Origin of the sequence: Solirubrobacter phytolaccae (assembly GCF_027587195.1) — a bacterium.
In the GTDB taxonomy this organism is placed as follows: Bacteria; Actinomycetota; Thermoleophilia; order Solirubrobacterales; family Solirubrobacteraceae; genus Solirubrobacter; species Solirubrobacter phytolaccae.
On record NZ_JAPDDP010000008.1, the window covers coordinates 1 to 17,650 of the forward strand.

At 73.3% G+C, this 17,650-nt stretch carries 20 protein-coding genes; 8 read left to right on the plus strand and 12 right to left on the minus strand.

The genetic code is table 11. From position 1 onward, the window contains the following. From OJ997_RS06135 to OJ997_RS06160, 6 genes are all read right to left on the minus strand, one after another. Positions 1 to 672: asparagine synthase-related protein (locus tag OJ997_RS06135; protein ID WP_270024177.1), on the minus strand; the 672-nt coding region annotated here is incomplete at its 3' end. Then, positions 669 to 1,028: a lasso peptide biosynthesis B2 protein gene (locus tag OJ997_RS06140; RefSeq protein WP_270024178.1), complete on the minus strand. Its 360-nt coding sequence runs from the start codon at positions 1,026 to 1,028 to the stop codon at positions 669 to 671. The genes OJ997_RS06140 and OJ997_RS06135, both read right to left, overlap by 4 nt. Further along, on the minus strand, positions 1,028 to 1,288 hold the full coding sequence (locus OJ997_RS06145; protein WP_270024179.1) for a PqqD family protein: 261 nt from the start codon (positions 1,286 to 1,288) through the stop codon (positions 1,028 to 1,030). The genes OJ997_RS06140 and OJ997_RS06145 overlap by 1 nt, the downstream gene beginning before the upstream one ends. After that, the gene (locus OJ997_RS06150) at positions 1,285 to 2,292 is read right to left on the minus strand and encodes a nucleotidyltransferase family protein (RefSeq protein ID WP_270024180.1); all 1,008 of its coding nucleotides are present in this window, start codon (positions 2,290 to 2,292) and stop codon (positions 1,285 to 1,287) included. Before OJ997_RS06150 ends, OJ997_RS06145 begins: the two co-directional genes overlap by 4 nt. After that, positions 2,292 to 3,116 carry an ABC transporter permease gene (locus OJ997_RS06155; protein ID WP_270024181.1) on the minus strand — a complete coding sequence of 275 codons (825 nt, stop codon included), beginning with the start codon at positions 3,114 to 3,116 and terminating at the stop codon, positions 2,292 to 2,294. The genes OJ997_RS06150 and OJ997_RS06155 overlap by 1 nt, the downstream gene beginning before the upstream one ends. After that, complete coding sequence (locus OJ997_RS06160) at positions 3,113 to 3,880, minus strand: ABC transporter ATP-binding protein (RefSeq protein WP_270024182.1); 768 nt, start codon at positions 3,878 to 3,880, stop codon at positions 3,113 to 3,115. Before OJ997_RS06160 ends, OJ997_RS06155 begins: the two co-directional genes overlap by 4 nt. 85 nt (positions 3,881 to 3,965) lie before the next feature. On the opposite strand from OJ997_RS06160, the gene OJ997_RS06165 reads away from it, so the two are divergent. Further along, positions 3,966 to 6,227 (plus strand): S8 family serine peptidase, encoded by a 2,262-nt coding sequence (locus OJ997_RS06165; RefSeq protein WP_270024183.1) that lies wholly within the window; start codon positions 3,966 to 3,968, stop codon positions 6,225 to 6,227. On the opposite strand, the gene OJ997_RS06170 is transcribed toward OJ997_RS06165, so the two are convergent. Both OJ997_RS06170 and OJ997_RS06175 read right to left on the minus strand, forming a co-directional pair. Continuing rightward, positions 6,217 to 8,115 (minus strand): alpha-amylase family protein, encoded by a 1,899-nt coding sequence (locus tag OJ997_RS06170; protein ID WP_270024184.1) that lies wholly within the window; start codon positions 8,113 to 8,115, stop codon positions 6,217 to 6,219. The two genes, OJ997_RS06165 and OJ997_RS06170, sit on opposite strands and share 11 nt — an antisense overlap. Then, positions 8,115 to 9,014: a hypothetical protein gene (locus tag OJ997_RS06175; RefSeq protein ID WP_270024185.1), complete on the minus strand. Its 900-nt coding sequence runs from the start codon at positions 9,012 to 9,014 to the stop codon at positions 8,115 to 8,117. The genes OJ997_RS06170 and OJ997_RS06175 overlap by 1 nt, the downstream gene beginning before the upstream one ends. Before the next feature lie 24 nt (positions 9,015 to 9,038). Between OJ997_RS06175 and OJ997_RS06180 the strand changes: the two genes are divergently transcribed. Then, positions 9,039 to 9,488, plus strand: a complete 450-nt coding sequence (locus tag OJ997_RS06180; RefSeq protein WP_270024186.1) for an AAA family ATPase — start codon at positions 9,039 to 9,041, stop codon at positions 9,486 to 9,488. Here OJ997_RS06180 and OJ997_RS06185 read toward each other — a convergent pair. From OJ997_RS06185 to OJ997_RS06200, 4 genes are read right to left on the minus strand one after another with little or no spacing between them, the layout of a single operon-like run. After that, positions 9,466 to 10,413, minus strand: coding sequence for an aldo/keto reductase family protein (locus OJ997_RS06185; RefSeq protein ID WP_270024187.1), 948 nt, complete (start codon positions 10,411 to 10,413; stop codon positions 9,466 to 9,468). The genes OJ997_RS06180 and OJ997_RS06185 overlap by 23 nt on opposite strands. A 9-nt stretch (positions 10,414 to 10,422) precedes the next feature. Continuing rightward, positions 10,423 to 12,234, minus strand: a complete 1,812-nt coding sequence (gene cysC / locus OJ997_RS06190) for an adenylyl-sulfate kinase (protein ID WP_270024188.1) — start codon at positions 12,232 to 12,234, stop codon at positions 10,423 to 10,425. Continuing rightward, on the minus strand, positions 12,235 to 13,125 hold the full coding sequence (cysD, locus tag OJ997_RS06195; RefSeq protein WP_270024189.1) for a sulfate adenylyltransferase subunit CysD: 891 nt from the start codon (positions 13,123 to 13,125) through the stop codon (positions 12,235 to 12,237). Then, entirely contained in the window at positions 13,122 to 13,832 is a 711-nt protein-coding gene (locus OJ997_RS06200; protein WP_270024190.1) for a Stf0 family sulfotransferase, read from the minus strand. Before OJ997_RS06200 ends, cysD begins: the two co-directional genes overlap by 4 nt. 21 nt (positions 13,833 to 13,853) lie before the next feature. Between OJ997_RS06200 and OJ997_RS06205 the strand changes: the two genes are divergently transcribed. The 6 genes from OJ997_RS06205 to OJ997_RS06230 are packed head-to-tail and all read left to right on the plus strand — an operon-like array spanning position 13,854 to position 17,646. Then, positions 13,854 to 15,128 (plus strand): sulfatase family protein, encoded by a 1,275-nt coding sequence (locus tag OJ997_RS06205; RefSeq protein ID WP_270024191.1) that lies wholly within the window; start codon positions 13,854 to 13,856, stop codon positions 15,126 to 15,128. Next, the gene (locus OJ997_RS06210; protein ID WP_270024192.1) at positions 15,125 to 15,805 is read left to right on the plus strand and encodes a type 1 glutamine amidotransferase; all 681 of its coding nucleotides are present in this window, start codon (positions 15,125 to 15,127) and stop codon (positions 15,803 to 15,805) included. The genes OJ997_RS06205 and OJ997_RS06210 overlap by 4 nt, the downstream gene beginning before the upstream one ends. Further along, a complete protein-coding gene (locus OJ997_RS06215; protein WP_270024194.1) occupies positions 15,802 to 16,179 on the plus strand; it encodes an SRPBCC family protein in 378 nt (125 codons plus the stop codon). The genes OJ997_RS06210 and OJ997_RS06215 overlap by 4 nt, the downstream gene beginning before the upstream one ends. Before the next feature lie 46 nt (positions 16,180 to 16,225). Beyond that, the gene (locus tag OJ997_RS06220) at positions 16,226 to 16,759 is read left to right on the plus strand and encodes an RNA polymerase sigma factor (RefSeq protein WP_270024195.1); all 534 of its coding nucleotides are present in this window, start codon (positions 16,226 to 16,228) and stop codon (positions 16,757 to 16,759) included. Further along, the gene (locus tag OJ997_RS06225) at positions 16,756 to 17,457 is read left to right on the plus strand and encodes a hypothetical protein (protein WP_270024196.1); all 702 of its coding nucleotides are present in this window, start codon (positions 16,756 to 16,758) and stop codon (positions 17,455 to 17,457) included. The genes OJ997_RS06220 and OJ997_RS06225 overlap by 4 nt, the downstream gene beginning before the upstream one ends. A gap of 18 nt (positions 17,458 to 17,475) precedes the next feature. Next, positions 17,476 to 17,646 (plus strand): hypothetical protein, encoded by a 171-nt coding sequence (locus OJ997_RS06230; RefSeq protein WP_270024197.1) that lies wholly within the window; start codon positions 17,476 to 17,478, stop codon positions 17,644 to 17,646. Positions 17,647 to 17,650: the final 4 nt, after the last annotated feature.

Consider the following 17,650-nt stretch of genomic DNA (forward strand, 5'->3'; position numbering starts at 1 on the left):
CGCCGTGGCCACGCCCGCGGCGCGCAGCCACGGGTAGGCGATCGGCTCGCGCCGCGCGAGCACCGCGCGGCGCAGGGCGAACGGGGCGTAGGCCAGCGCGCGCCGGCGACGCCGCAGCACCTGAGCGCGTGAGGACGACCACAGCTCGTCGCCGCCGACGCCGGTCAGCAGCGTGCCGCCGGCCGCCCGCTCGAGCAGCGGCAGGTGGAAGTGGGTGTTGAACGGCCACAGCAGGCCGTGCCGCTCGAGCACCCGCCGCGCGTACGGCCCGACGGCGTCGAGCTCGTCGCCGACCTCGATCTTCACCCAGTCGCCCAGGCCGAGGTGCGCGACCACGCGCTCCTGCCAGTCGGACTCGTGCGAGTGGGGCTCGTGGGCCGCGCGCAGCGTGAGCGGGACCGGATCGGGCAGGCCTTCACGCCGAGCGACGTGCGTGGCCGCGGCGAGCACCGCGGAGGAGTCCTTGCCGCCCGAGAAGGAGACGAAGCACGGCCCGTCGACGCGCACGGCCGCCTCGAGCGCGGTGGCCGGCACGCCGCCGGCCGGCAGCGGCGTGGGAGGGTCGAAGCCGAAGACGATGCCGGTCGCGAGCTCGACCGGCGCCAGCTCGCTTCCGCCGCGGCCGGCCCGCGAGCGGCCGTCGGCTCGCATCGGCCCCGCCGGGCGGCTCACGGCGCGAGCCGAAGCATCTCGACGTAGCGATGGCCATCGGGCTGGCTCTCGCCGTCGAGCCACGCGTGCGCGGTGAAGTTGCCGCGCGCGCCGCCCTCGGTGCCGACGATCAGGTCGACCGGCTGTCCCTGCGCGGCGAGCCAGCGCTGCAGCACGAGCGAGCGCTCGAAGCAGGAGGGAGACTCGCGCCGCAGGATCAGGCGCACCGCGCGGCCGGCCCGCTCGGGGACCGCCGGGGGCGCGGGAACGCGGACGTCACGCACGGCGCCGGCCCGCAGCTGCGCGCGCACGTCGCGCACCGCGCGCCAGGTCCACCAGGCCGCGCGGGCGTCGGCGATCTCCGGCCGGCGACGCATCAACCCTCGAGCAGGTCCCGCGCGCGCAGCTCCGCGAGGAAGGCGTCAGTGTCCGCGCCCGCCCGCTCGTGGTCGATCCCGAACTCGGCCGCGAGGCGGGCGGCGAGGTCGTCGCGCGTGGCGCCCTTGGCCAGCGCGCGCCACAGCAGCCCGCCGGCCTCGTTGGCGGCGAGGTACTCGGCGGTCGCCTCGTCGAGCGCGACGATCTCGCCGTCGACGTCGGTCCAGGCGACGCCCTCTTGGCGCAGCTTGAGGGTCATGTCGGTCTTCTCGTCTCCAGATGGTCGGAGCGGCGGAGCGAGGCGTTGCGCAGCGCGCTGCGCGAGCGCGTGAGCTTCTCACCCCAGCCTTCGTCGGGTCCGGGACGCAGGGTATTGACGATCGCCTTCGCCGCGGCGCCCGGGACCGTCGGCAGCGGCGCGGCCGCCACCGGCCCGACCAGGCGCTCGACGTGGCCCTCGAAGACGGTGCGCTCGCGCGCCTCGAGCAGGTGCCGGCGCCAGATCGGGGCGCTGCGTGGCGCGCCGGAGCCGAACACGTCCTCGACGGCGCGCCACGTCGCCGCCCACAGCCGGCTGACGCCCCACTCGCGCGCGACCGCTGCCGCAGCCTCCTCACCCGCGGCGTGCGTGACCGCGGCGACGTCCACGAGCGCGCTCAGGCGGCTCAGCGGATCGTGCTCCCACGCGTGCGCGGCCAGCAGGACGGCGTGGTGCGCGGGTGACGGCGCGAGGACGCCTTCCAGCCCGAACGTGCTGGGCCGGGCCGCGGCCGCGAGCGTCGCGAACGACGGCGGCGTGGCGGTCGGCCACTTGGGCCGCATGTGCACCTCGATCGACAGCGGCAGCTCCGGGAGCGCCAGCGGCCGCAGGTGGTGGATGTCCTCGTAGAGCTCCGGATCGCCGACCTCGACGAAGCCGGCGGCGAGCAGCGCGGTCTGCACCGCTTCGGCGTCCTCGACGAGCAGGTCGAGATCCTTCCACGGTCGCATCCGCGGCTGCGGCCAGTACGCCGCGGCCTCCGGGCCCTTCATCACGATGATCTGCGCGTCCGGCACGGCGGCGCGCACCCGCCGCATCAAGAGACCGGCGCCGAGCAGGATCGCCGCGGCCAGCCGCTCGTCGTGCTGGAGGTCGGCCGGGATGGCCTCGCCCGCCGCGCGCCGGCGCGACGCGGCGACCAGGTGCAGCTTGTGGTGGCGCAGGTCCGACAGGCGCGGCGCGCGGTCAGCGAGCTCGTCGACGCGATTCCAGAGCTCGTCCATCAGTACTGCCCCAGGGTGCCGCGCCGGCGCTCGCGGGCGATCGCCCAGCGGAAGCACAGGACGCCGAGCGCGAGGCCGGCCATGGAGAGCGGCAGCAGGTGCAGCAGGTCCGAGCCCGCGGCGCTCCAGCCCGTGCCGCCGATCAGCGCTTCGCGGATGCCGTCGATGGCGATCGCGAACGGGTTCCACTCGGCCATCGTCTGCAGCGCGCCGGGCAGGAGCGCGATCGGGAACACCGCGCCGGAGATGAGCCCGAGCAGCGTGACGGCCACGCCGGTGACGTTGCTGCCACGGCGGAAGGTCACGACCGCGGCGGCGGCGACCAGGCCGAGGCCCCAGGTGAACGGCAGGAAGGCGACCAGGAGCACGAAGGCGGGCAGGATCCCGCTGAGCTGCAGGTCCAGCCCGAAGCCGATCGCGATCGCGGTGAGCAGCACCGCCGCGCGGATCGGGACGAAGATCAGCGTGTACGCGATCGAGCCGAGCTGCAGCGTGGCGCCGGCGGTCGGCGTGGCGAGCAGCGCCTCGAACGTGCCCGTGAGCTGCTCCTGGCGCAGCGCCGCCGACACCTGGTAGAGCAGCACGCCCGCCGTGAGGTTGATCACGAGCCCGATCACGACGAACGCGAGGTACGTCGGGACCGTGCCGCCGTAGGTCGGCAGCTTGCCCGGGTCCACGAGCTTGGCGACGAAGAAGAAGACGAGGATCTGCATCGCCAGGCCGACGATGTCCCCGACGAAGACCGCGCGGTAGGAGAGCGCGATCTTCCAGTCGCGGCGGACGAACGCGGGGAGCTTGGCCATCTCGGCCACGAGGGCGCTCATGCGGCCACGTCCCGGATCACCGACATGTAGCCCTGCTCGAGCGCGGACGCGTGCCGCGACGTGGTCCAACTCGGCACCGCGCGCGCGGCCAGCGCCTCGACCGAGCCCTCGAAGGCGGCGGAGCCGTTGGCCATCAGCGTCACGGCACCCGCGAACCCGCGCAGCTCTTCGAGCCGCTGCGTCGCCCACAGCACCGCGGCGCCGTGCTCGGCGCGCGCGGCGATCAGCTCGCGCACGGTCGCGGCGGCGACCGGGTCCAGGTCGTGCGTGGCCTCGTCGATCAGCAGCACGGGCGGGTCGGTGAGCAGCGCACGGGCGACGGACAGCCGCTGCTGCATGCCGTGCGACCAGGCGTTGACGGGGTCCTTCGCGCGGTCGCCGAGGCCGACCTGCTCGAGCACCTCCTGCGCGCGGATGAACGCGGCCTTCTTGCGCATGCCGTGCAGGCGGGCGAAGAACGCGAGGTTCTCCAGGCCGGAGATGCGCTGGTAGGCGGAGCGGTCGCTGGAGGGCACGAACCCGACCTGGCCGCGCAGCCCGCGCGGGCCCTTGGTCGTGTCGATGCCGACGACGCGCGCGTGGCCCGCGGTCGGCTCGACCAGGCCGGCGAGCGTCCGCAGCAGCGTGGTCTTGCCGGCGCCGTTGGGCCCGAGCAGCGCGTGGATCTGGCCTGCCCGGACGGTCAGGTCGATTCCGGCGATGGCCGTGCGGTCGCCGAAACGGCGCTGGAGCGCGCGCACGTCGATCGCCGGGGGACTCGTCATGAGGGGATGATGCGTCGCCACCGGCCGTTCGACGCCCTACGAAGGTCCAGGTACACCGGAGCCGGCAGCCGCGACCCTCCCGGTTGTGCACCTCGTCCGCTCGCTGTTGCTCGTCCTCTCGGTTTTCGTTGCGTCGGCTTCCGTGGCGGACGCGCGGCCCGTGATCGTGGCGCTGCACGACCCCGCGACCGCGGCGCGCGTCGACGCCATCGAGGCCGACGTCGGCACACTCGCACCCGTGCGGCGGCTCCGGCTCGTCGACGCGTTCACCGCCGACGCGACGGCGGCCCAGATCCGCGCGCTGGCCGCCCGGCCGGACGTCGCGCACGTGGAGGAGGACGCGCGCGTCGTGCCGTTCGGCGTCACCGCGCAGGCGTCGTTCGGCCTGACGAAGGCGCGCGAGGACATCCCGGGGCTGACCGGCGAAGGGCTCGTGGCCGCGATCATCGACTCGGGCCTCGACACGACGATGCCGGACCTGCCCGCGAGCAAGGTCGTCGCCTTCAAGGACCTCGTCAACGGTCGCGAGGTGCCCTACGACGACCTCGGCCACGGCAGCCTCGTCGCCGGCGTGCTGGCCGGGACCGGCGCGAGCGGGGCGGAGGGGCGCGGCGCCGCGCCCGACGCCAAGCTCGTGAGCGTCAAGGTCATCGACGGCAACGCGCAGAGCAGCCTCGGCAAGATCGCCGAGGGCGTGCAGTGGGCGGTCGAGCACCGCGCGCAGTACGGCATCGACGTCATCAACCTCTCGATCGGCGACCCGGTCGGCTGCGGCGCCGGGACCGACGTCGCGTCCCAGGCCGTCGACGCCGCCGTCGCCGCGGGGATCGTCGTCGTCGCCGCCGCGGGCAACGCGGGCCCGGAGCCGTGCACGATCAAGTCGCCGGCCGCGGCGGCCGGGGCGATCACGGTCGGCGCGATGTCCGACCTCGGCGCCGGCGGTTTCGCGAACGGCTGGTTCTCCAGCCGCGGCCCGACGCTCGACGGGCGCATCAAGCCCGACATCTCCGCCCCGGGCGTGCACGTCGTGATGGCGACGCCGTGGGGCACGCACGAGCCGCAGGTCGGCACGAGCGCCGCCGCGCCGTTCGTCTCCGGCGCGGCGCTCCTGCTGCTCCAGGCCGCCCCGAACCTCACCCCCGCGGAGGTCAAGGCGGCGATGGAGAACACGGCCGTGGACTTCGGCCGGCCGGGCCGCGACACCGCGTACGGCGCCGGGCGACTCGACGTCTACGCGGCCCTGCGGTCGGTCGGCGCGTCGCTGTCCGCGCCGCCCGCCATGCCGCAGCAGCGCTCGTCGGTCGGGACGCTGGCCGAGGGTGAGCGCGCTGTGCGGGGCGTCGAGGTCACCGACGCGCGCTTCCCCCTCGCGGTCACGCTCGAAGGGCCGAGCGCGGGCTTCGACCTCGTGCTGCTCGACCCGGACGGCAAGCCGACCGGCAAGAGCGTCGACCAGCCCTTCGGCGCTTCCCGACAGGAGGACCTGAGCCTCGTCGCGCCGGCGCCCGGGTGCTACACGGTCCGCGTCATCGCCCGCGCGGGGGCGGGGGAGTACGTCACCGACGTCTCGGGCGCCCTGGACACCACGCCGCCCACGCTCACGCTCGACGACCCCGGCACGACCCGCACCCCGGCGGTCGGCGGCGCCGCCGGCAGCACGCGTGGCGACCGCGCCGTCACGGTGACGGTGCGCCAGGCCGGGACGCTCGTCCGCAGCGCCGTCGTCGAGCCCGTGGACGGCCGCTGGGCGCTCCCGCTGACGCTGGCCGACGGCACGTACAGCGTGGAGGCCGAGCAGCGCGACTGCAGCGACCACGTCACGCGCACGCAGGCGCGCACGTTGATCGTGGACACGAAGCCGGTGGTCACGCCGACCGCGACGCCCATCGCCACCGCCACCGCGACGGCCACCGCGACCGCGACGGCTACCGCGACCGCGACGACCACCGCCACGGCGACGACCACGCCGACCCCGACGCCCACGCCGACCGCAACCGCGCCCGCTGCCGTCCCGACTGCGACGCCCGTGCCCTTCGCCGCGCCCGTCTTCCCACCCGCGCGCGTCGTCGTCTCGGCCCCCGGTCTCTCGCTCATCGTCGCCAAGCAGAAGTTCGCGACCGTGCTCAAGCGCGGGCTCGCCGTCCGCGCGACCTGCTCGTCCGGGTGCCGCATGAGCGTCGTCGTCACCCAGGGCAAGAAGGTCCTCGCGCGCGGCGCCGGTCCGACGCTCAAGCTGACCGCCTCCGCCCGCAAGGCGCTCGCGAAGGCGAAGAGGGTGACGCTCGGCGTGACCGTCTCCGCCCCCGGCGCCAGGCCCGTCACGAAGACGGTCGTGCTCAGCCGCTGAGCCAGAGGTGCTGGTAGGGCGCCAGCACGACGAAGTCGTGGTACGGCTCGACCGGGCGGCCGTCGACCGTGCCGGCGTCCTCGGTCAGCTCGAAGCCGTGCTCGTGCACCACGCCGAGCCCGACCGCCTGCGGCTCGGCGGTGAAGTTGCCGAGCACGAGCAGCCGCTCGCCCGCCTGCGCGCGGCAGAGGCCGAAGACGTGGTCGTTGCCCGTCCAGATCGGCTCGACCGCACCCTGGACGTGGATCGCGCGCGTGGCCCGGCGCGCCTCGATCAGCCGCCGCAGGCCCGCCCACAGCTGCCCCTCGACGGTCCCGGGGTCGTGGCGGCGCTCCGCCGCCGACCAGTCCATCGCGGGGCGATGCATCCAGCGGTTGTCGTCGGCCTTGTGCGGGTCCTGCAGGTAGGACGCGTCGTTCGGGAGCCCCAACTCGTCGCCCATGTAGATGAGCGGCAGCCCGCCGTGGGCGAAGGCGATCGCGTACAGCAGCAGGACACGCCGGATCGCGAGCTCCGCCGCCACCGCGTCGGGCGCGCTCTCGAGCCCGGCCAAGGACGCGCAGGAGCCCGACGTCCGCGCCTCACCCGTCCGCGGGTCGGGCTGGAAGCGGGCGCCGCGCGCGAACGAGCCCGGGAACTCGCCCGCGTACCAGTCGGCCAGGAAGCGCCGGTGCAGGTACGCGTCCTCGTGGACCCGCGCGGCGTCCTCGGGCGTGATCGCCCAGCCGATGTCGTCGTGGCAGCGCACGTAGGTCAGCCAGCCCGCGCCGGGCGGCACGGGCGGCATCGCCAGCAGCGTCGACGTCATCAGCCCCACGCGCCCGCTCGCGAGCGCGCTCCAGAGCAGGACCATGAGCACGTTGTGGTAGGCGAGGTCGCACTCCTTGCCCTCGTGCTTGCCCGTCCCGAGGTACGGCACGAGGTCCTGCGGCGCGACGATCGCCTCGGCCTTGAACGCCACCGCGGGGGCCGCGATCCGCATCGCGGCGCGGAAGGCCTGGAGCAGCTCGTGGACCTCGGGCTGGTTCTGGCAGTTGGTCCCGAGCCGCTTCCACAGGAACGGCGCGGCGTCCAGGCGCAGCACGTCCACTCCCGCGCGCGCGAGGCCCAGCATCGCCTCCGCCATGGCCACGAACACGTCCGGGTTCGTGTAGTCGAGGTCCCACTGGTAGGCGTTGAACGTCGTCCAGACCCAGCGCTCATGCTCGTCCGACCAGGTGAACGAGCCGGGGGCGGTGTCCGGGAACACGTCGGGCAGCGTGCGCTCGTACGCGTCCGGCTCCGAGCGGTCCTCGAACGTGCGCAGGAACGCCGGGTCGCGCGCCCACGGGTGCTCGGCGGCGACGTGGTTGAGCACCAGATCCACGCACAGCGCCATGCCCTCGCCGCGCAGGTCGTCGGCCAGCGCGCTCAGGTCGTCCATCGTCCCCAGCGCCGGCTCCACGGCGCCGTAGTCGACCACCGCGTAGCCGCCGTCGTTCGGCGCGGGCCGGGCCGCCAGCAGCGGCATCAGGTGCAGGTAGGTGACGCCGAGCTCACGCAGGTACGGCAGCCGCTCGCGCACGCCGGTGAGGGTGCCCGCGAACCGATCGACGTACGTCACGTACCCCACCGCCTGCTCGCGCTGGAGCCAGTCCGGCGTCACCTCGCGCTCGTGGTCGAGCATCCGCAGCTCGCGCGAGCGCCCGGCGGCCGTGCTCGCGATCGCCTCCAGCAGCCGCTCCCATGCCGCGGGGAACCGCGCGTCGTTCCCGTACAGGGCGAACAGCGGATCCCGCAGCTCGGTGAAGAACCGCTCCAGGCGCACCGCGAACGCGTCGTCGCCCTCCACCCGCGTCGTCTCGAAGTCCGCGCGCACCTCGGGGCGCATCGCGTGGCGGTTCTGCACTAGTCGCGGAGCTCTTTGATGATCTGGTGCGTCATCGTGTCCTTCTCGGACGCGCTGCTCGGAGAGGCCACCTCGCCCGCCAGCTTCTCGGCGATCTCGTCCGACCAGTCGTGGGTCTGGAGGAGCAGGAAGCGCAGCATCGCGATGCGCAGGTAGCGCTCGGTCTCGGTGCCGCCGCCGCCGAGGCCGGCCTCGCGCAGCATGTTGACGATCGGCTCGTACTCCTCCGTGTACCAGAGAACCCCGAGCTCGCGGCGCGGGATCACGCGCTCGCGCTCGAGGCTCACGCGGTAGCCCCAGCCCTCCACGAGCGTGGCGAGCTGCGCGTAGCGCCACTCGTCGGAGAGCTCGATCCGCGCGCGCAGCGCGGGCGGAAGCGGGACCCGCTCGTGGAAGACGCGCTCGTGGCGCTTGAGCGGCAGGTCCGCCATCTGGAGCTCGCGGCCGGCGCCGAGCTTGGTCCGCACGTCGATGACGCGCGCGTTGATGTCCTTCTCCTTCAGCGCCCGGGCGACCGACACGCGGTGGTGGCCGTCGCGCACGAAGTGCAGGTCGCCGATCCGGAAGACGTCGATCGGCGGCATCGCCTCGCCGCGCTTGCGGGCCTCGGCGATCCGCTCCCAGCGCCCGCGGGTGCCGGGGGAGGGCCGGAAGTCGCGGTCGAACTCGCCGCGGCGACGGTCCACGGTGCCGACGATCGAGTCCAGGTCGATCACCTGCTCCCCGAGGTCCGTGCGTGAGGTCGCGCCGAGCGCGGCGACGACCTCGTCGAACGGCAGCATGTGGCTGACGTCGTCGGGCTCGAAGCGCATGCGGGCCGCGAGCCGCGCGAGTACCCGCCTCCGCCGCTCGCGATCGAAGGCGATCTTCGCGTCTTCTCGGGGCAGTCCCGTGCTCACGCTTCGGACATCATGCCTCACGCCATGGAAGCCGTCATCTTCAGCGGGTTGCAGGCCGCGGGCAAGACGACGCTGTACCGCGACCGTTTCCTGGAGACCCACGCCCGGATCGCGATGGATCTGCTGCGCACACGGGCCCGCGAGGCCGCGCTGATGCGCGTCTGCTTTGAGACCCGGACGCCGTTCGTGGTCGACAACACCAACCCGACGGCAGCCGATCGCGCCCGTTATCTCAAGCCGGCGCGCGAGGCCGGGTTCCGCGTGATCGGCTACCTGGTCGAGGCCGACTACGCGGTCGCGGCCTCGCGCAACCTGGCGCGTACGCGCACGGTCCCGGCAGCGGGCCTGCGCGACGCGGCCCGCCGGTTCGTGCGCCCGGCCCCCGACGAGGGCTTCGACGAGCTCTGGCACGCCACCGCCGGCCCGGACGGCTGGCGGATCGAGCCGCTGCTCACGACACCGCCGCTGTTCTGAGCGTGGCGTCGATGGCGTCCACCGTGTCCGAGGACAACCGCACGTCCGCCGCCGCCGCGTTCTCGTGCACCTGCTCGGGCCGCGACGCGCCGACGATCACCGACGTCACGTTGCGCTGGTGCAGCACCCAGGCGAGCGCGAGCTGGGAGAGCTTGACGCCGGCCTGATCGGCGATCGGCCGCAGCGCCTGCACCGCGACGAGCGTCTCGTCGGTCAGCCACTGCTTGATGAAGCGGCTCATCGTCTTGCTCGCCGCGCGCGAGTCGGCGGGGACCTTGTGGCCCGGCAGGTACTTGCCGGTCAGCACGCCCTGGGCGAGCGGCGACCACACGATCTGGCTGATGCCGTGCGCCTCGCAGACGGGGATCACCGACGCCTCCGGCTTGCGCCACAGCGCGCTGTACTGCGGTTGGCTGGAGACGAACTTGGCCACGCCGGGCAGCGCCAGCGCCGCCTCGATCCTGTCCGCCGGCCACTCCGAGAACCCGATCTGGCGCGCCTTGCCCGCCTCGACGACCTCGGTCAGCGCGCCCATCGTCTCCTCGAGCGGCACGCTGTCGTCGTAGCGGTGGCACTGGTACAGGTCGACGTAGTCGGTCTGCAGCCGCGCGAGCGACCCGTCGATCTGCTTGAGGATCTGCTTGCGCGAGAGCCCGCGGTCACGCGGCCCCATCGGGAAGAAGACCTTGGTCGCGAGCACGTACGAGGAGCGCTCGTAGTCGCGCAGGATCTCGCCCCACGCGGTCTCCGCCGCGCCCGTCCCGTACACGTTCGCGGTGTCGAACAGCGTGATGCCGGCGTCGAACGCCGCCCGCGTGCACGCCTCGGTCTGCTCGCGCCCGACCCCGCCCGAGTAGGTCAGCCACGACCCGAGCGCCACGGTCGACACGCTGACGCCACTGTCGCCCAGCTCCCTCTGTTCCATAAGCGAAAGCTAAAGGCCCTGGGGCTTTAACTTCGCTACGACCCGCCGCGCCGCCTCTTCCACGCTCAGGTCGCGGATCACGAGCTCGGCGTGCTCGGGCGGCTCGTAGGGCGCGGACTCGCCCGTCAGGCCCGGGAGCCGGCCCGCGCGGGCCTTCGCGTACAGGCCCTTCGGGTCGCGGCGCGCGCACTCCTCCAGCGGCGTGTCGACGAAGACCTCGATGAAGTCCAGGCCCGCGGCCTCGTGCAACCTTCGCGCGTCGTCGCGGCTGTCGCGGAACGGGGAGACGAGCGAGACGAGCGCCACGGCGCCCGCGTCGGCGAACAGGCGCGCGACGTGGGCGACGCGGCGGATGTTCTCCGACCGCGAGGCGGGATCGAACCCGAGGTCGCCGGAGAGCCCGTGGCGGAGGTTGTCACCGTCGAGCAGGTAGGCGAAGCGCCCCGCCTCGACGAGCGCCTCCTCCACGGCCACCGCGATCGACGACTTGCCCGACGCCGGCAGCCCGGTGAGCCACACCGTCGCGCCGCGCTGATCCAGCGACGACCAGCGCTTGCTCCGATCGAGCGCGCTCGGATGCCAGCGGATGTCGGGCGAGCGCTGGAGCTCCGGCGCGCGGCCCGGCCGCGCGGCCTCGATCATGCCGGCCGCGGCGGTGTCGTGGGTGCGCTCGTCGATGAGGATGAACGCGCCCGTCGTGCGGTTGGCGGCGTACGCGTCACCGAAGACGGGCGCCGCGGTGCGCAGGGTGATCCGGCCGATGTCGTTCAGGCCCAGCTCGTCCGCGGGCTGCGCCTCGAAGGTGTCGATGTCCACGCGCGCCGCGATGTCGGCGATGTCCGCCCGCACGCGCTTGGTCGTGTGCTTGAGCAGGTAGCGCGCGCCGACCCGGGCGGGCGCCTCGACCATCCAGCACACGGTCGCCTCCAGCTCGCGTGCCACCTCGGGCGTGGCCCCGGGGGTGGCGATCAGGTCACCGCGACCGACGTCCAGCTCGTCCTCGAGCACGACGGTCGCGACCATCGGCGGCACGGCTTCGTCGACCGTGCCCGCCGGCGTATCGATCCGCGCAATCCGCGAGCGGGACCCGTGCGGCAGCACCACCACCTCGTCGCCCGTGCGCAGCACGCCGCCGGCGACCCGCCCCGCGTAGCCGCGGTAGTCCTCGCCGCGCACGGTCCACTGGACGGGGAAGCGCATGCCCTCCAGGTCACGGTCGCGCGCCACCTCGACCGACTCGAGCAGCTCGAGCAGCGGCGGGCCGTCGTACCAACCCGTGTGCTCCGACGTGTCGACCACGTTGTCGCCGAGCAGCGCGGAGATCGGCACGGCCTGCACGTCCTCGATCCCGAGCGACGCGCCCAGCTCGTCGAACGCGGTTTCGATCGCGCGGAACCCGGGCTCGTCGAAGTCGACGAGGTCCATCTTGTTCACGCACGCCACGAGGTGCCGGATGCCGAGCAGCGCGGCGAGGTACGCGTGCCGCCTCGACTGCTCGAGCAGCCCCTTGCGCGCGTCGACGAGCACCAGGGCGAGGTCCGCCGTCGACGCCCCCGTGACCATGTTGCGCGTGTAGCGGACGTGGCCGGGTGTGTCGGCGAGGATGAACGAGCGCCGCTCGGTGGCGAAGAACCGGTACGCCACGTCGATCGTGATGCCCTGCTCACGCTCGGCCCGCAGCCCGTCCGTGACGTGCGCGAGGTCCTCCTCGCCGTGGTCGTCCAGCAGCGACTTCGAGTCCAGCAGCAGCCGCCCGATCAGCGTCGACTTGCCGTCGTCCACGGACCCGGCGGTCGCGATGCGCAGCAGGTCGCCACTCATCTAGAAGTAGCCCTCTCGTTTGCGGTCTTCCATGGCCGCGGACGAGGTCCGGTCGTCGGCGCGGGTCGCGCCGCGCTCGGACTCCGTCGCCGCCGCCGTCTCGACCAGGATCGCCTCGAAGTCGGCCGCGTCTGAACGCACCGCGCCGGTCACCGTCAGGTCGCCCACCGTGCGGTACCGGACCTGCTCCACGAAGGTCTCGGCGCCGTTCATGTCCAGGTGCTCGGAGACCGCGAACAGCATCCCGTCACGCTCGAACACCTCGCGCTCGTGGGCGAAGTAGATCGACGGCACCTCGAGCCCCTCGTGCGCGATGTAGCGCCACACGTCCAGCTCGGTCCAGTTCGAGATCGGGAACGCGCGCACGCTCTCGCCGCGCCGGACGACGGTGTTGAACAGGTCCCAGACCTCGGGCCGCTGGTTGCGCGGCTCCCACTGCCCCAGCTCGTCCCGGAACGACAGGATCCGCTCCTTCGCCCGCGCTCGCTCCTCGTCGCGCCGGGCGCCGCCGAACGCCGCGTCGAAGCGTCCCGCGGACAGCGCGTCGAGCAGCGTCACCGTCTGCAGGCGGTTGCGCGACGGCCCGTCCTCGACCACACGCCCGCGATCGATCGACTCCTGCACGGACGCGACGATCAGCTGCTCGCCGAGCTCCGCCACCCGCCGGTCGCGGAACTCGATCACCTCCGGGAAGTTGTGGCCCGTGTCCACGTGCAGGATCGGGCACGGGAACGGCGCCGGCCGGAACGCCTTCTCGGCCAGGCGCAGGAGCACGATCGAGTCCTTGCCGCCGCTGAACAGCAGGACGGGCCGTTCGAGCTCCGCCGCGACCTCGCGCATGACGTAGACGGCCTCGGCCTCGAGCGCCTCGAGCTGCGTCAGGGTCTTCAAGCGGCTTCCGCGTTCTCGCCGTGGTAGCGGGCGACCCAGGCCGCCGAGCGCCCGTTCGCCTGGCGTTTGAGCGGCGGCGGCGAGGCGGGCACGCCGGTGAGCGCCTCGATCGTCGGCGACGGGTCACGCGCGAAGTCCTCGTAGACCACGACGTCAGGATCGCGAGGCGCCAGCCACGCCGTCCACGCCTGCTCGCCCACGGTCAGCCACTCGACAAGGTGGCGGATCGCGGCGAACGAGTAGACCGGCTCGGCTCGGGGCTCGTCGCCGTCGCGCCAGGCCTGCGTCTGGATCGCGGTCCACAGCGAGACGGCCTGGGCGACCTTGTCGCGGCGGATCACCTGCACGTACCGCAGCTCGCCGAAGACGTCCTCGAGCGTGCGGCCCCGCAGGCGCGCCCACAGGTCGTCGGTGTGGCTCCACATGATCTTCGCGGCGAACACTCCGTTGGGGGTCGTACCCGCTTCGCGGACCTTCTCGAAGTCGAAGTCCGATTCGGGGGTACCCGGATCCAGTGGGGGCAGCAGCGAGCGCACGTACGGGTCGTCGAGCCCGGCCAGGTACTGGCGGGGCTGGTCGGCGAGGCCGGTGTCCTTGAAGTGCTGGAACCACTCGTTGGGCACACCGGCCACGCCCGTGGCTTTCAGGAGCTCGCACAGCAACGTGCTCCCGCTCCGCTGGGTGGCGCAGACGATCAATCCAGACATTCTCGATAGGATTACATGACTTTGCGGAAACCCAACATCGTGTATCTGCATTCGCACGACACGGGGCGGCACATCCAGCCCTACGGCCACCAGGTCCCGACGCCGAACATCCAGCGGCTCGCGGACCAGGGCGTGCTGTTCCGGCAGGCGTTCTCGGCGGCGCCGGTCTGCTCGGCCTCGCGCGCCGCGCTGCTGACGGGCGAGTACAGCCACACGAACGGGATGCTCGGCCTGGCGCACCGCGGGTACCGGCTCGCCGACTACGACCACCACCTCGTGCACACGCTCCGCGCGGCGGGCTACCGGTCGACGTTGATCGGCGAGCAGCACCTGTCCTCGGACCCGCAGGACATCGGCTACGACCGGATCGTCGAGATCGACTCCACGCACGCGGCCCACGTCGCCCCGGCGGCGGCGAGCTTCCTGCGCGAGGAGCATGAGGCGCCGTTCTTCCTCAGCGTCGGCTTCTTCGAGACCCACCGCGACTACTTCGAGCCCACGTCGGTGCGTGACGCCCTGTACTCGCTGCCGCCCGCGCACCTGCCGGACACCCCGGAGACGCGGCGCGACATCGCCGCCTACAAGGCCAGCGCGCGTTCGCTCGACCAGGGCGTCGGCACTGTGCTCGACGCGGTCCCGGACGACACACTCGTGATCCTCACGACCGACCACGGGCTCGCGTTCCCGGGCGCGAAGGCCACGCTGACCGACCGCGGCATCGGCGTGATGCTGATCATCCGCGGCCCGGGCTTCATCGGCGGCAAGGTGTCCGACGAGCTGGTCTCCCAGATCGACCTGTTCCCGACGATCTGCGAGCTCGTCGGGATCGAGCGCCCGGAGTGGGTGCGCGGCCGCAGCCTGCTGGACGCCGAGCGCAACGAGGCGGTGTTCGCGGAGATCACCTTCCACGCCGCCTACGAGCCCCAGCGTGCGGTGCGCACGAAGCGGTACAAGTACATCCGCCGGTTCGAGAACGGTCACGAAGGCCCCGTGCTCGCCAACATCGACGACAGCCCGACCAAGGACTACCTGCTCGCCCACGGCCTCGCCGAGCGCGTGCTCGCCGCTGAGGAGCTCTACGACCTCGTGTTCGACCCGGGGGAGGCGGCCAACCTCGCCGGCGACCCCGCGCACGAGGAGGTGCTCAACGAGCTGCGCGGTCGCCTGCTCGAGTGGATGGACGCCACCGACGACCCGCTCCTGCACGGGCCGGTCGAGCCGGAGGAGGGCGTGGAGATCAACCTGCCGAGCCAGCGCTCTCCCGATGAACCCACCATCGTCGTGGAGCGCTCGTGACGGGGCTCGTGCTGCAGACGCAGGAGGACGCACCCGCCGGTCTGCTCGAGGGCTGGGCGCAGCGCCGCGGATTCGCGCTGGACACGCTGCGGGTGGACGGTGAGGCCGCCTGGCCGGAGCCCCGCGCGTACGACTTCGTGGCCACCCTGGGCTCCAGCGCGAGCGTCGCCGGCGGCGGGCCCGGCTGGGTGGCGCGCACGATCGACTTCCTGCGCGCGGCCGACGCCGCCGACGTCCCCGTGCTCGGCATCTGCTTCGGCGCGCAGGCGCTGGCCGCCGCGCTGGGCGGCTCGGTCCACAAGCTGGCCACGCCCGAGGTCGGCTGGGTCACGGTGACGAGCAACGACGCCGACCGGATCCCGTCCGGCCCGTGGCTGGCCTGGCACGAGGACGGCTTCACGCTGCCGCCGCTGGGCTACGAGCTGGCCGCGAACGCGTTCGGCTGTCAGGCCTTCTGCCTCACCCGCCACCTCGGCGTGCAGTTCCACCCGGAGGTCACCGCGGGCATCGTCGCGGGCTGGACGCGCGCCGACCACGAGGACCTCGCGCGGGCCGGCGTCACCGCCGCCGACCTCGATCCGCAGCCGCACGCCGCGGAGGCCGCACGCGCGGCTGAAGTCCTCTTTGACGGATTCGCTGCTCGCGCAGGGCTTGTGGCTGTAGCCTCCGGCGCGTGAAGCACGAGCACACCCATCACGTGGCCGCGGACGCCGACAAGGTGTACGCCGCGCTCGCCGACATCCGCAACCTGCCGCACTACGTGCCGCAGATGACCAAGGCGGAGCCCCACGACGGGGACAAGGTGACCGTCGAGGCGCGCTATCAGGGCCACACCCAGCACGGCGAGGGGTGGTTCAAGACCGACGACGACAAGCGCCGGATCGAGTGGGGCGCCGAAGGCAGCGACTACCACGGCTGGCTCCAGGTGGACCCGGACGAGGACGGCTCGCGGCTGACGCTCTTCGTCGCGACGGTGCACGGCGACGCGCCCGACCCCGAGGTCATGGGCACGCTCGACGCGATCCGCCGCCTGGTTGAAGCCGACGTCTAACCACTGATCTCGTCACAAATCCGCACCCCTCGCGGTATTGAGGGGTGTGGACGCGTGGAGCGATGAGCAGCTGCTGACCGCGACGCCGGCTGATCCGGCCGCGTTCGGCGTGTTCTATCGCCGTCACGAGGCGTCCGTGCTCGGCTACTTCATGCGCCGGGTCCGCAACGCCGAGCTCGCGGCGGACCTCGCCGCGGAGACGTTCGCCGCGGCGCTGCTCGGCGTCGGCGACTACCGGCCGGAGCGCGGCGCGGGCATCGCCTGGCTGTACGGGATCGCCCGTCACCGGCTGATGCGCTCGCTCGAGCGCGGGCGGGTGGAGGACCGGGCGCGGCGCAAGCTCGCGATGCCGCGCCTGGAGGTCGACGACGAGCTCGTCGAGCGGATCGAGCGGCTCGCGGGGGAGGAGCGCGCGTTCGAACTGCTCGAGCGGCTCCCGGCCGCGCAAGCCGAGGCGGTGCGCGCGCACGTGCTCGACGAGCGCTCCTACAAGGACATCGCGGCTTCGGTCCAGGTCTCCGAGGCGGTCGTGCGCAAGCGCGTCAGCCGCGGGCTGCTGACGCTGAAAGGACTCCTATGACGCTCTTCCCGGGGCTCGAAGCGGCGCTCGACGAGGCGGCCGTGCGCCGCTACCCGCGGCGGCGGCCGCGGTCGTGGGCGCGCTGGGTGGCCGCGCCGGCGCTGGCCGTCTGCGCGGTCGCGCTCGTCGTCGCGGTGATGCCCGAGGAGCGTGCCACGCACCCGGAAGCCGCCGCCCCGCCGCCGCCGGTCACGGTCGCCCCGGAGACGCTCGCGCAGTCCCGCGCGCTCGTGGACGCTCCCACCCCCGACTGGCGCGACGTCGACGATCGCCTCGCGCACGCCGAGCTGCCGGGCGTGGCGGCGGAGATCGCGGCGCGCGTGCCATACGCGCCGGGCGCCCGCGAGTCGATGGACTGGGCCGGCACGCCCAAGAGCCCGACCGACATGAGCAGCATCGGCAGCCGCGTCGCCGTGCAGTTCCTGGTCGAGTACCGCGCGGCCTGCACGTGGGCGGCGTTCTGGCTGTGGGCGCAGCAGGAAGGAAACACGGCGGCGCTCGCGGGCGCGACCGCGGTCCTGCAGGACATCCCGCACTGGCCGGCGCTGCGCGGCTCGCTCGAAGACCCGTACGAGCGCACGGTCGGCTGGCCGCTCAACGCGAAGGCCGCGGCGGCCGGCGATGTGGCGCCGGTGCGCCAGTACGCGGTGGCCAACTGCACGGCGATCCCGTCGCCGTACACCGCCGCCATCCGCTGAGCGCTCTACCGTGCGCGGGTGGTGGCGGCGGATGATCTAGCTGAGGCGCTCGAGCAGCGCGACGAGCTCCTGATGGCGTGCCGTGAGGTGCTCCTGCGCATCGGCACGCGCGAGTCCTCGTCCCTGGTCGCGGCCATCGACACGCTGCTGGACCTCGACGACGAGGCCAGTCCGGGGTCTCAGCGCTGACCTT

Coding starts and splice junctions, on each gene's coding strand:
- OJ997_RS06145 (WP_270024179.1), bottom strand. CDS start 1,288: ATGACCCTCAAGCTGCGCCAAGAGGGCGTCGCCTGGACCGACGTCGAC.
- OJ997_RS06150 (WP_270024180.1), bottom strand. CDS start 2,292: ATGGACGAGCTCTGGAATCGCGTCGACGAGCTCGCTGACCGCGCGCCG.
- OJ997_RS06200 (WP_270024190.1), bottom strand. CDS start 13,832: ATGTCTGGATTGATCGTCTGCGCCACCCAGCGGAGCGGGAGCACGTTG.
- OJ997_RS06160 (WP_270024182.1), bottom strand. CDS start 3,880: ATGACGAGTCCCCCGGCGATCGACGTGCGCGCGCTCCAGCGCCGTTTC.
- OJ997_RS06155 (WP_270024181.1), bottom strand. CDS start 3,116: ATGAGCGCCCTCGTGGCCGAGATGGCCAAGCTCCCCGCGTTCGTCCGC.
- OJ997_RS06140 (WP_270024178.1), bottom strand. CDS start 1,028: ATGCGTCGCCGGCCGGAGATCGCCGACGCCCGCGCGGCCTGGTGGACC.
- OJ997_RS06225 (WP_270024196.1), top strand. CDS start 16,756: ATGACGCTCTTCCCGGGGCTCGAAGCGGCGCTCGACGAGGCGGCCGTG.
- OJ997_RS06180 (WP_270024186.1), top strand. CDS start 9,039: ATGGAAGCCGTCATCTTCAGCGGGTTGCAGGCCGCGGGCAAGACGACG.
- cysC (WP_270024188.1), bottom strand. CDS start 12,234: ATGAGTGGCGACCTGCTGCGCATCGCGACCGCCGGGTCCGTGGACGAC.
- OJ997_RS06185 (WP_270024187.1), bottom strand. CDS start 10,413: ATGGAACAGAGGGAGCTGGGCGACAGTGGCGTCAGCGTGTCGACCGTG.